The following is a 12,449-nucleotide window of genomic DNA, read 5'->3' as shown; positions in this document are numbered from 1 at the left end:
CGGGCGATCACGAGATGCCGAGCTGCGCGGCGAGCACCATCACCGCAGCGCCGTGCAGCACGATGTCGGGTTGAACGGTGCGGTGGATCGTGATGTCGTCGAACACGCCGTCGAGGGTGCGCTCATGCAGCGTCTCGAGCGCAGCGGCGATGAAGACGTCGTCGAGCAGCTCGGCCGGCCCCGACAGGATGATGTCCGACAGGTCGAGCGCCGCCACGATGGGGGCGATGCCGATCGCCAGGCGCGCTCCGGCATCCCGCAGAATCTCCTCGCGAGAGGCCGGGTTCTCGGCGATCGCCGAGCGCAGGCGCACGACATTGACCCAGGCTTCCAGGCATCCGTCCCTGCCGCACACGCACCGCGGCCCCCCGTCGGTTCCGACGACGACGTGACCGATCTCGCCCGCCGCGAAGCGGCTGCCGGTCAGGGGTTGTCCGCCGGTGATCAGCCCGGCTCCGACGCCTCGTCCGACCTTGATGAGCATGAAGTCACTGCGGTCGCCGCCGAAGGTGTACTCGGCGAGCACGGCCGCATTGGCGTCGTTGCCGACGATGACGGGCAGATCGAGTTCATCGCGGGTGCGGTCGCGCAGCGGCATCCCCTGCCACCCGAGGTTGGGCGAGCTGAGGACGACACCGTCGGCGCTGACGACTCCCTGCGTGCCGATGCCGACGCCGAGAATGGGGCGATCGGATGCTGCGATCATGCGCCTGGCAAGCTCGAGCATCCCGGCGAATCCGGCTTCGCCGTCATCTCCCGGCGGACGGTCGATCGTGTCTCGCGCGATGACCTCGCCGTCGAGGTTCATGACCGCACCTTCGAACCGTGACGGACCGGAGAGGTCGATGCCGATGATCTGATGCCCGTCGCGGTCGATGTCGATCAGCGTCGCGGGTTTGCCGGGCCCAGACGACTCTCGGGTGCCCTTCTCTTTAACGATCTCGTCAGCGATGAGCTCAGAGACAAGGTCGGAGATCGTGACCCTGGTCAGCCCGGTCTCGCGGGCGAGGTCGGCGCGACTGAGCTCGCCCGCGTGGTACAGCGTCTGCAGCACGAGGGCGCGATTGTGCGCGCGGGCGTATTCGGGCAGCAGCTTGACCCGGGAGCGCAACTCACGCGAGGGCCCGAAGGCACTGCCGAAGCGATCGCCACGGGCGTCGTGGGGTCTGTTCATCTCACACCTTTGTTAGCAACCCTTACGAACAAAAAGCGTACAGCGCTTAGGGCGACACTACCGCGCGCCGCGCACGCCCTCTCCCCCACCTCGCCCTACGTACGTTTGCCAGGAGTTCGTACGGATGCAGGCGAAACCACCGGCGTGTCCCCCGGCAGACGTACAAACTCCCGCCAAACGTACGGTGCACAGTCGCTGTCCCCAGTCACCAACGTCACCCGAGTTCTCCCCGGGCGCTGGGATCGAGCATCCGAAAAGCCACACGAACCTGCAGGCTGACCGCATGCCCGCTCCGACTGCGATCACCGCCCGTGAACTCGTCAATCGGTTCGGGGCGCTCGCGCGCGGGCGCCAGCTCACCGCGTTCGGATTCACTCGCCGCAATCTTGCGGATGCTGTCGCGCGTGGCGAGATATCCAGGATCCGCCGCGGCGTGTTCGCGACCGATGCTTTATCACCGCGGGTGCGCACAGCCGCGAGCCACGGCGGCGCGCTCACGTGCGCGGGTGCGTTGCGGCTCCACGGCATCTGGACACTCCGAGACGACGCCGTTGCGCACGTGTGGATGGGTGCGGCGGGACGGGAGCACCACGTCGGATGCTCGTGCGTCGCCCACTTTCGTCCGGGCCGCATGGCGCTCGGCGTCGCCGACGTGGAGCACGCTCTGGTGCATGCGTTCCATTGCTACGGCGAGGAGTTCTTCTTCTGTGCATTCGAGTCTGCGTGGAACAAGCGGCTCCTCTCGCCGAGTGCACGAGCGCGGATCCGTGCGGCCCTCCCCCGCACGGCGCACTGGCTCGTCGATTTCGCTCACGACGGTGCGCAAAGCGGGCTGGAGTCGCTGGTGCGCCTGCGGTTGCATCTGCTCGGCATCGCGGTGCAGACCCAGGTCGTCCTGTCGGGCGTCGGCAAGGTCGACATCGTCGTCGCAGGACGGCTGATCATCGAAACGGACGGCCGCGCGAATCACGAGGCCGAAGACAAGATGCACAGGGATCGGGTGCGGGATGCTGCAGCATCCGCCCTGGGGTACGAGACCCTGCGCTTCGACTACGACCAGATCATCAAGCACTGGCCATCCGTGCTGTCCGCGATCCTCGCCGCGCTACGACGCAACCAGGACTGACTACCGCCCCGACATCCCCGTACGTTTGGCCCCCAACCCCTCACTCGACGGTGACGGACTTCGCCAGGTTTCTCGGCTGGTCGACGTCGAGGCCCTTCGCGGTGGCGAGCGCCATGGCGAAGATCTGCAGCGGCACGACGGCCAGCAGCGGCTCGAGCATCGGCGAAGCGAGCGGAATGCGGATGACCTCGTCGGCGTACGGCAGCACGGCGGCGTCGCCCTCTTCGGCGATGACGATCACGCGGGCACCGCGGGCGCGGATCTCCTGGATGTTCGAGACGACCTTCGAGTGGATCAGCGCCGAGTGGCGCGGCGACGGCACGAGCACGAATACGGGCTGGCCGGGCTCGATCAGGGCGATCGGGCCGTGCTTGAGCTCACCGGCCGCGAAGCCCTCGGCGTGGATGTACGAGATCTCCTTGAGCTTGAGCGCGCCTTCGAGGGCGATCGGGTAACCGACGTGTCGTCCGAGGAACAGCACCGAGCGGGTATCGGCCATCCAGCCCGCGAGCTGGGTGACGTGCTCGGTCTCTTCAGCGAGCACGTGCGCCACGTGTCCGGGCAGCTCCTGCAGTTCGGCGACGACATCCGAGGCAGAGTCGGGAAGAACCCCGCGCACGCGCCCCATGTGCAGGCCGAGCAGCAGCAGCGCGGTGATCTGCGCCGAGAACGCCTTGGTCGAGGCGACAGCGACCTCGGGTCCGGCGTGGGTGTAGACGACGGCATCCGATTCGCGCGGGATCGTCGCGCCCTGCGTGTTGCAGACCGACAGCGTGCGTGCCCCACGCTCGCGCGCGTACTTCACGGCCATCAGGGTGTCCATGGTCTCGCCCGACTGGCTGATCGAGACGACGAGGGTGTCGTCGCCGATCACCGGGTCGCGGTAGCGGAACTCGTGGGCGAGCTCGACGTCGACGGGCACGCGCGCCCACTGCTCGACGGCGTACTTTCCGACGAGCGCAGCGTACGACGCGGTGCCGCAGGCGGTGATGATGATGCGGCGGATGCCTGTGAACAGGGCGTCCAGTCCGTCGAGCTCGGGGATGACGACCTCGCCGTCTGCGATGCGTCCGCGGATGGTGTTCGCAACGGCGTCCGGCTGCTCGGCGACTTCCTTGGCCATGAACGACGGCCAGCCGCCCTTCTCGGCGGCGGCGGCGTCCCACGAGACCTCGAACGGCTGCGCCTCGACCGGGTTGCCGTCGAAGTCGGTGACGGTGACCTCGGACGGAGTGATCGCGACGATCTGGTCCTGCCCGATCGCGAGTGCGTTGCGGGTGTGCTCGACGAAGGCGGCGACGTCGGAACCGAGGAAGTTCTCCCCCTCTCCGAGACCGATCACCAGCGGCGAGTTGCGACGTGCTCCGACGACGAGGCCGGGCTGGTCTTCGTGCATGGCGAGCAGGGTGAACGCGCCTTCGAGGCGGTTGACGACGTTGCGGAACGCGGATTCCAGGTCTTCGGATGCCCGGTACTCGCGCCCGAGCAGTGCGGCGGCGACCTCGGTGTCGGTCTCGCTGCGGAAGGTGACGCCTTCGGCTTCGAGCTCGGCGCGCAGTGCGGCGAAGTTCTCGATGATGCCGTTGTGGATGACAGCGAGCTTGTCGTTGTCAGAGAGGTGCGGGTGGGCGTTGAGGTCGGTGGGTCCGCCGTGGGTGGCCCAGCGGGTGTGCCCGATGCCGGTGGTGCCTTCGGGAAGGGCGCTATCGGCGAGCGAGTCGCGCAGCGCCGAGAGCTTGCCGGCCTTCTTGCGCATGCCGAGCTCGCCCCGCTCATCGATCACGGCGATGCCGGCCGAGTCGTAGCCGCGGTATTCAAGGCGGGCCAGCCCCGCGAGAAGGATGTCCTGGCTGGGCCGCGGGCCCACGTATCCGACGATTCCACACATGGACTACAGCGTAAACGTGACTTTTTGCAAGGGATCCATACGTAAATGCTGGCGGTGTGCGCAAAGCGGCGAGCGCAGAGAGGGCGTCCGTCGTGTCATGCACGACGGACGCCCTCTCCGGAGCGGAACCCGGGTGGTCAGCTGTCGACGTTTGCGTCGTGCAGCGCCGCGGGCGGCTCACCTACCGAGATGTCGCCGTCGAGCGGAATAGGAGCGCTCCGCGGAGTGATCGAACGCATCTGCTGCGTCGGCGGGAGGCACGCGTCGTAGCGCAACGCGCCGATGCCGACGTGCTGCGAACGAGCACTGCCGGTGCGACCCGCGCGGTAGCGCACCGTCACGTTCTGCACCGTATTGCCCCACGTCAGCGTGACACGACCCGCTCCCCCGCTGATGGGCGTGTCGCCCCAGGCGTCCGCGGTGAACGGTGCAGAGGTGGTGCCGTTGCCGACGACGTTGCTGCCGCGCTGCGCCGTGAACCCTGCCGGCGAGACCACGACCTCGTCGACCCAGCTGACGCGCCCATCCGATCGGGACTTATCAATGTCGTGCACGATGAACGACAGACCAGTGACGGGCTGGCTGAGCGCGATGTTCAACTCGACCCAGTCACCCTGGTCGAGACGCTCGACCAGCTGCAACTCGATGTAGCGCCAGCTCGGATTGGTCGACGTGGCCGCGACCTCACTGGTGACGCCGGGTGTGCGGTCCGACCCGCTCGCTCTATAGCTAAGGCTCGCGGTGACGCCAGATGGCTCGAACGTCAGCATCGAGGGGCGTGATCCGACCCGCAGGTTGTCGAAGCTCGTGGTCTCGACGCACGAGGCCGCGGCGATCGGAACGGTGGCGGCGACGGCGATGGCCGGCACGCTCCAGGCGACGGCCTTGGCGACGGTTCGGCGGCTGATACCCGTTTCTTGGGCGCGCTCAACGTCATTGTTCATATGTTTCCCCAGTCCGCGTGGGTACTGGCTCCCCACGAGCCATTGAGTACACACGCGGTTTCGACCCTAGCGGGAGACATGGTGGGCGACAAGCACCGGCCCACACCACGCACTGGATAGGCTTCAGGCATGGTGTCCGGGACGAGAGCAGAGTTGTCGACCCGATACTTCGGCGATAATCGCTGTCGATCCATCTGGCACTGGCAGCTGATCACGGCACTCACGGTCGTGGCGATGACTGCCGTGGTCGCTCTTCTCACCCCCGACCGGTTCACCGACTGGCGGTTCACGACCGGAGTGATGTCGTTCGTGGCACTGACGATGGTCGTGCTCGCGCTGCCGTGGCACCGTCTGAGTTCGCGTGTGATCCTCGCCGTTCCTGTGCTGGATGCGCTTCTGATCGGCCTGATCGTCACGGGTGACACGCCAGCAGCCGCATACCTATGGGTGTTCCCGGTCGCTTGGGTCGCCTCGTACTTCTCGATCGGTGTCCTGATCGGCATGGTCTCGTTGATCGCTGTGCTGCGGGTGACGGTGCTCGCGGTGCTGGGCGCAACCGTGCCGGGCACGATCAACACGGTGATCCTGATGCTCACACTCATCTTCGTCAGTGTGATCATGTCGGTTGGGGCGGAGCGCAATCGTTCCGGCCGCCGTCTGCTCAGGACACAATCCGATCGGTTGGCACGAGCGCTCGGACGGGTAGAGGATCAGCGCGCCAGGCATCAGCGCATCATGGACTCCCTCGACGTGGCGATCGCACGGGTCCGCGCGGACGGCGTCGTCGAGATCGCCAACACGGCGTTCCGGGCGTTGTACGCGCTCGAACCGGATGCGCACCATCATCCTGCCCGTGCCGTGGAGTATCGCAGTCGCCGCGGACTACTGACGCCGGCTTCAGAGACAACGATCGCCCGCGCCGGGCGTGGCGAGCTTTTTGAGGGCGAAGTCATCTGGCTCTTCGGAGTGGACGGTCAGTGGAGGGCGCTACGCGCGTCGACAAAGGTGATCGAGCACGGTTCCGCGGAAGACGGCCTGCTCTTGCTGGCCGAAGACATCACCGAACACGTGGATCCCGGCGCGAATGAGCAGGCCGTGCGCCGTTCGATCGCTCATGAATTGCGCAACCCGCTGACCGCGGTGCTCGGGCACCTCGACCTTGTTCTAGAGCGCGTAGATCTGGACCCCGCCGCGCGCCGCCAGCTCGAGGTCGTCGAGCAGGCCGGCACTCGAATGCAGGAGCTCCTGCAGCGTTCCCTGTCGACTCCATCAAGCGGACACCAGCTGTCCGGGGCCCCAGAGAGTGACGAAGCGGCCGATCTGACCGAACTCGCGCGCGCTTCGGTCGAGGGTTTTAGACCCGCCGCTCGGGCGAACGGTGTCGCGATCGACTGCGACCTCGAGATGGCGCTGCCGATCCACGGGGATGTGTTCCGATTGCGACAGGCGGTCGACAACCTGGTCAGCAACGCCATCAAGTTCACCCAACGAGGAGGCCGAGTCACGGTTGCCGGCGTGCACGCTGCATCAGAGGTGGGCTTACAGGTCAGCGACAACGGCATCGGCATCGCTCCCGACGACCTTCCCCGGATCTTCGAGCGCGATTTCCGCGCCGAGCCCGCTCGCAACCGTGACATTCCCGGCACCGGCCTCGGCCTGAGCATCTCGCAAGACATCGTCCGTTCCCAGGGCGGTAGGTTCGAGGTCGACAGCGAGCTCGGACAAGGCACGCAGATCCGCATTCTGCTACCGGTGCCCTCCGATCACGAACGGATTCCCGCATGATCACAGCACTGCCCACGGTGACCGTCATCGCACTCGCCACACTGGCACTGGTCGTCTACATCGGTCTCGGGTTCCTGCCCCGCCCGTCTCATGCGGCCGCACTGTGGTCAGGCGCGTTCGCCGTGGCGATGGTCGGCTCATACGTCTGGCTGACGTATGAGGTGTCGTCGTCCAGCCTCGCGCGTGCGGTCGGTGCGGGCTTGGTCCTCGCGCCGATGCCTCTGCTCTGGTCGGGGTTGCGCGCATACCGCCGCAGGCGACCATACGTCTGGGTAGCAGTCGCCTTTCTCTTCTCGGTGCCGTTGGTGTTGCTGCTGGCAAGCCCCTTCGACCTGTTCGGTGTGGCTTTCCGGGGCGCCTTCACCCTGATGGCGGTGTTCGCGGCGCTGACGTTCGTCGAACTCGTCAGACTCGGTCCGCGTCTTCGCGATGAAGCACTGCCGTTGATCGGTATCTCACTGCTGTTCATCGCCTTCGCGGCACTTTTCATCGCCAACGGCGTTCTCGTCGCAATCGGCGAGGTGGGGAACGCAGACGGCACACAGTTCCTCAGAACGCTGAACACGATCGGGATGGCGGTGTACATCGTGTGCGCCCTCACCACGACGTTGCTGCTGACGGTGCGGGCCGACGACACCGCGATCTCACCGCGCAACACCTTCGAGCGCACCGCACGTGGACGTCTGGATCGCGCGCGTTCACGGGGCGACGACTGGTGGTCCGTGCTCGATATTCGACTCGATGACCCCGACGATCTGCGGCGAGCCTCGAGCACGGCCGCTTTCAACGCCGTAACGCGCAAATTGATGCGTGATGTCGACGAGTCGTTCCCCGCCGATGCCGACATCGAACGTGTCAACCCGACGCGTTTCGTCGTGCTGCTCCCCCGCCCGCAGGGCGCGGTGCGGGCGCTGCTGGCAGAGCTGCTCGAGCGAGTCTCGACAGAGGAGGACGGGCAGGCAGTGCCGCTGCGGTTGACCGCGAGCGTGGGCTGGGTTCCTGCGACGGCGGGCGACTACGATTTCACCCTGCTTCTGCAAAGAGCCTCGGATGCCGCCGAGCTGGCCGCGTCGCAGGGCGGCGACCGCTGGGAGCGGGTGCATGGGCAGGAACGCTAGGCCCCGCCGACTGCCCATAGTTCTGCTCGGTGCGGCAGGCGCGGTCCTGATCGTGGGTGCGATGCTCGTGGTCGTTCTGGCGCAGCGCTGGATGTTCACCGTGACCGCGCACCCTCCCGTTGTCGGGACGCCAGTGCTTGCGCCCGAGCAGTCGAAAGCGCAGCGAGCCTTCCTCAGCGGGGAGCTGACGGAGACACAGGCCGAGGCCGCCCAGTACCTTGCCGCGCAGCCCACCGCCTACTGGTTGACCCCGGAACAGGACCCACCCGGCACGGTGGGACGCACGGTGTCGTCTTTGACCTCTCAAGCGCGCGATGCGGACGTGGCAGTGGCGCTGGTCGTCTATGGACTGCCCGAACGCGACTGCGGTCATCATTCCGCCGGAGGTCTGCAGCCCAGTGACTACATGACGTGGACGCGGGAGATCGGGCATGCGCTAGAAGCCGCGCCCGATGTCCGCAAGATCATCGTGCTCGAGCCCGACAGCCTGGCCCTGGCGCCGCAGTGTGGCAATCTCGAGGAGCGGGTACCGCAGTTGGCGGGAGCCGTGGCCCAGTTGGCGGGTCCGGCAACCTGGATCTACCTGGACGGCGGGCACAGCGGGTGGCTTCCCGCTGAGCAGATGGCCGATCTGATCGAGGCCGTCGGCGTGACCGATCAGGTGCGGGGGTTCGCTACCAACGTCTCCAACTACCGTTCGACGCACGACGAGTTCCTCTACGCACGCGCGGTCTCCGAGGAACTCGGCGGAAGCCATGCGGTGATCGACACGTCTCGCAATGGTGCAGCCACCGCGGGAGCCGACTGGTGCAATCCACCGTCGCAGCGGGTGGGCGAACCCTCCGGCACCTACGGCGACGATGTCGTTGATATGAACCTGTGGATCAAGCCGCCTGGCGAGAGCGATGGACCATGCCATGGCGGGCCACCCGCCGGGGCGTGGTGGCCTGATCACGCGGTGTCGCTCCTCGGCGATCATGGCTGACGCGTTCGCGGGGAACCGCCCCGAATTCCGATAGGCTTCGGGCAACGCGGCGCACTCGACTGCGCGATGCGCCGGATGTCCCCAGCGTCCGGTTCCCCAAGACAGAGAGAACTCTGCGATGTACGACGCGGATGTTGTGACGAAGACGGCCGTGATCGTCGAGGACGATCCTGATGTGCGCCACCTGCTGGCTGAGGTGCTTGAAGCCGCCGGCTTCTCGACGGTCTCGGTTGGCAATGGCATCGACGGCGTGCGCGCGGTGCTGACGTATCAACCCCTCATCACCACGCTCGATGTCAATATGCCGGGCATCGACGGGTTCGAGGCGGCTCGACGCATCCGCGCCCAAAGCGACACGTACATCATCATGCTCACGGCTCTCAGCGACGAGGCCGATGTGGTCCTCGGCCTGACTGCAGGCGCCGATGAGTACCTGAACAAGCCGTTCCGCCCACGCGAGCTGCGGGCTCGGATCGATGCGCTGTTGCGTCGCCCCCGAGGCAGGACGGATGCTGTCGCGCCGCGGCAAGAGCAGTCGGGGCCCTCCTTCCCCGTTGCGCATCCACCCCACGTGGCGAACGCAGGGCCTGAGGCGCTGCACGAGATGCCGTCGCTGAACGCATCCGGGGACGATCGCATCGCATCGGCATACCCACCTCAGGTGGCTCCTCAGCGGCACGGGATGCACGACGAGGTGGGCCAGGGAACGTGGGTTGCGCACCGAGACCTCCGGCTGAACAGGGAGACACGTATCGTGCGCGTTGGCCAGTCGGAGATTGACCTCACACGCACGGAGTTCGATCTGCTGTGTGCGCTGATGGAGTCGAAACGGCGTGTGCGGAGCAAAGCGGATCTGACTCTGGTGCTGCGGGGTGAATCGTACGTGACGAGCTACTTCGTCGGTGATGCCGACAAGCGGGCCATCGAGGCGCATATGACGAACCTGCGCCGCAAGATCGGCGACAACCCAGTTCAGCCCCGCTACGTCGAGACAGTGCGCGGGGTGGGGTACCGCTTGACCGCCGACTCGACGGAGACTCGGTAAGCGCGCATTCAGACCCGATACCCCTGGTAGCGCCGCATCAGCTTGAAGATCATGAGCACGGTCTGCACAACCGTGACCACTCCGACGATGGGCCATCCCACCCAAAGGATGGCTGATTGTGTGACCGGTCCGAGCAAGTTCCACGCAACGGCGATCCCCACGAGCACCACGACGAGCAATATCATCGGGGTCCAGTGACCGGCACCGCTGCCGCGTTCGGCCTTGGCTTGCATCGCCCAGTTGTCAACCTTCTTGCGGGAAAGAAAACGCGCCCAGGAGCGGGTGAAGTGGCTGAGCCGGATCCACATGAAGATCTCGGCAGGAATCACTAACGCCGCGAAAAGCACGTCCCGACTGGTGCGGTCGTTCATGGTCATCGCGATACGCACGTTGAGCAGGACGGCGGTTGCCACGGGGATCAACCACCACGCGGAGAAGACGAACGCACTGATGGACAGCGACCCGGCCAGCAGCGTGACGAACGCGATACGTACGAAGAGGTTGGTGAGCATCGAAATGTTCTCGAACCACCGCAGACGCAGGTTGGGGTGGAACGGCTGGCCCTTGGTGTCGCCTCGCTGCCCTGGCCACATCAACTCGATAGCTCCGTAGGTCCACTTCACCTGCTGTGCGTCGTACGAGCGCAGGGTTGTCATACCGCCGACATCCGCACGCGAGTAGGGGCTGATCTTGGTCAGGTATCCGGCGCTCTTGATCTGCAACGAGAGCAGCGAGTCCTCTACTTCGCTGTCTCGCACCCAGGGCGTGCGCTGATGATTGGCCTTCATCACCGCGCGCAATGCCGTGGTCGAGAAGATCGAGAACTGCCCACCCAGCACCGCCATGTTGCGCCCGCGAAGCAGGTTCTGCAGGTTGAAGGCGGCGAACTGGGTGCGCTGCCCGGTGATGAGGAACTTGGGGATCACCCCCGTGATGGGCGCAGGGTCGATGGAGTAGATCGCCGAGATACCACCGATGCGCGAGTCCGACACGGCTTCCGCCTCGAGATACTCCACCGCCCGCTCATCGCCGATGGTGTCGCCGTCGACACCGAGCAGGTAGTCGTACCCCTCGACAAGCGCATAGCCGTAGTTGAGTGCACCGACTTTCTTGTCGGGGTTCTTACCGATGTCGTGCACGAACACCTCGGTGAATTGCTCGCCCAGCGGAGTAATGATCTCGTGGGGGCCGGCGAACTGCGATGCGACGCGCACGGTGCCATCCGTACTGTTGTTCACCACGACATGGATGACGTCGGGCACCCTCGTCTGCCCCAACAGCGCGGTCAGCACATCGCCGATCGACTCCTCCTCGTTGTAAGCGGGGATCACGCATCCGATCGTGGAACGGTGCACCGAGGTGTGTTCGAAGACATCGGCAAAGTCGTCAGCGAATCCCACGGCCGGTGTGAGTTCGTACCCGCCGGCCTGACGGCTCGGGGGGAACTCGCGCTCGTCGGCGAGGTCGTACGGGTCATCCCCGTGCGTGTACGGCGTCGCCATGCTCTCTCCCTGCGTCGGCGGGCGCTCGGTGTCGCCCCGTCACGATCGATCCTGCCGTATATCGGTATACGAGTTCGCTAGATCGGCGCAATCTTGCCGAAGGAATGGGTCAAGTCTCTGAGGAATGGATGGCGATCGGTAGCACCTGGTGAACCGTCTGCTGGCTGAACGATGCGTCGTCGTTCGCGGCTCCCTCGACCGAGACGGTCAGCGTGAACTGCAGCGAGATGCCATACGTGTCTTCGGGCAGCTCGTGGATCGCCGTCTCCGGCACGAGCAGGCCCCCTTGAAAACTGTTCAGCAGCAGACCGCGATCGGAGCGCAGGGTGTCGGTGGGCACAAGCGCGCGCGGATCGGCGTCGAACTGGAACGGTGCCGAAGTCTGGGCAGATCGCTGGGCAGTCTGCGAGGTGATGGAGACCTGCGAAATGTAGACCCGACGCTTCTGCGCAAGGATGGCCTTCTCATCGACACGGTGATCGTGAACGTTCACGGCGAATCCGAAGCTCTTCTCGCCGGACGGATGCCACTGCATGGTGCGCTTCGGTGCGTGCGCCCATACGTCCAGGCGCACCTCGAGATCGTCGGCGACTTCGGTGGACAGCGAGACTGATCCGTCTCGGGTGAATGCGGACTCGAACTGGGGCGGTTCGGTGGTGGCATCGGTCGGAGCCGGTGGTGTGATCGACTGCACCGCCTGCCCGTCGTTGAAGAGGTCGAGCGCTTGGGCGCACCCGGTGAGCGCGATCACCGCCGCAAACGTGATCGCCGTTGCGGTGAGGCGGTAGAGGGGGCGAGCGCGAGGCGCAGACATTGATCACCGATTCCTGGGAACAAACAGCTTGCTTACGCTCGGGCCTCCGATCCCCAGTGGTCCCCGGT

10 protein-coding genes are annotated in these 12,449 nt (G+C 65.9%); 5 read left to right on the top strand and 5 right to left on the bottom strand.

Features of this window, described 5'->3' with window-relative positions:
- Window positions 1-7 precede the first annotated feature (7 nt).
- The gene (locus JF543_RS05315; protein WP_179411599.1) at window positions 8-1,174 is read right to left on the bottom strand and encodes an ROK family transcriptional regulator; all 1,167 of its coding nucleotides are present in this window, start codon (window positions 1,172-1,174) and stop codon (window positions 8-10) included.
- 283 nt (window positions 1,175-1,457) lie between these two features.
- Here JF543_RS05315 and JF543_RS05310 point away from each other — a divergent pair, with 283 nt between their 5' ends.
- The gene (locus JF543_RS05310; RefSeq protein ID WP_206822992.1) at window positions 1,458-2,300 is read left to right on the top strand and encodes a DUF559 domain-containing protein; all 843 of its coding nucleotides are present in this window, start codon (window positions 1,458-1,460) and stop codon (window positions 2,298-2,300) included.
- A 40-nt stretch (window positions 2,301-2,340) separates the two neighbouring features.
- Here the strand turns inward: JF543_RS05310 and glmS are convergent, their stop codons facing one another.
- On the bottom strand, window positions 2,341-4,188 hold the full coding sequence (glmS, locus tag JF543_RS05305; RefSeq protein ID WP_206822991.1) for a glutamine--fructose-6-phosphate transaminase (isomerizing): 1,848 nt from the start codon (window positions 4,186-4,188) through the stop codon (window positions 2,341-2,343).
- 137 nt (window positions 4,189-4,325) lie between these two features.
- Window positions 4,326-5,132: a hypothetical protein gene (locus JF543_RS05300; protein WP_179411602.1), complete on the bottom strand. Its 807-nt coding sequence runs from the start codon at window positions 5,130-5,132 to the stop codon at window positions 4,326-4,328.
- A 234-nt stretch (window positions 5,133-5,366) separates the two neighbouring features.
- Between JF543_RS05300 and JF543_RS05295 the strand changes: the two genes are divergently transcribed.
- From JF543_RS05295 to JF543_RS05280, 4 genes are all read left to right on the top strand, one after another.
- Window positions 5,367-6,917: a sensor histidine kinase gene (locus JF543_RS05295; RefSeq protein WP_206822990.1), complete on the top strand. Its 1,551-nt coding sequence runs from the start codon at window positions 5,367-5,369 to the stop codon at window positions 6,915-6,917.
- On the top strand, window positions 6,914-8,035 hold the full coding sequence (locus JF543_RS05290; RefSeq protein WP_179411604.1) for a hypothetical protein: 1,122 nt from the start codon (window positions 6,914-6,916) through the stop codon (window positions 8,033-8,035). The genes JF543_RS05295 and JF543_RS05290 overlap by 4 nt, the downstream gene beginning before the upstream one ends.
- 61 nt (window positions 8,036-8,096) lie before the next feature.
- Window positions 8,097-9,020 (top strand): glycoside hydrolase family 6 protein, encoded by a 924-nt coding sequence (locus tag JF543_RS05285; RefSeq protein WP_242519400.1) that lies wholly within the window; start codon window positions 8,097-8,099, stop codon window positions 9,018-9,020.
- 118 nt (window positions 9,021-9,138) lie between these two features.
- Window positions 9,139-10,065: a response regulator transcription factor gene (locus JF543_RS05280; RefSeq protein WP_206822988.1), complete on the top strand. Its 927-nt coding sequence runs from the start codon at window positions 9,139-9,141 to the stop codon at window positions 10,063-10,065.
- 8 nt (window positions 10,066-10,073) lie between these two features.
- Here the strand turns inward: JF543_RS05280 and JF543_RS05275 are convergent, their stop codons facing one another.
- Window positions 10,074-11,567: a glycosyltransferase family 2 protein gene (locus JF543_RS05275; protein WP_179411607.1), complete on the bottom strand. Its 1,494-nt coding sequence runs from the start codon at window positions 11,565-11,567 to the stop codon at window positions 10,074-10,076.
- Between the two features lie 109 nt (window positions 11,568-11,676).
- Window positions 11,677-12,381, bottom strand: coding sequence for a fructose 1,6-bisphosphatase (locus tag JF543_RS05270; protein WP_206822986.1), 705 nt, complete (start codon window positions 12,379-12,381; stop codon window positions 11,677-11,679).
- Window positions 12,382-12,449: the final 68 nt, after the last annotated feature.

The organism is Microbacterium esteraromaticum (assembly GCF_017303215.1).
Classification (GTDB): Bacteria; Actinomycetota; Actinomycetes; order Actinomycetales; family Microbacteriaceae; genus Microbacterium; species Microbacterium esteraromaticum_C.
This window is presented reverse-complemented; position numbering and strand designations above follow the sequence as displayed.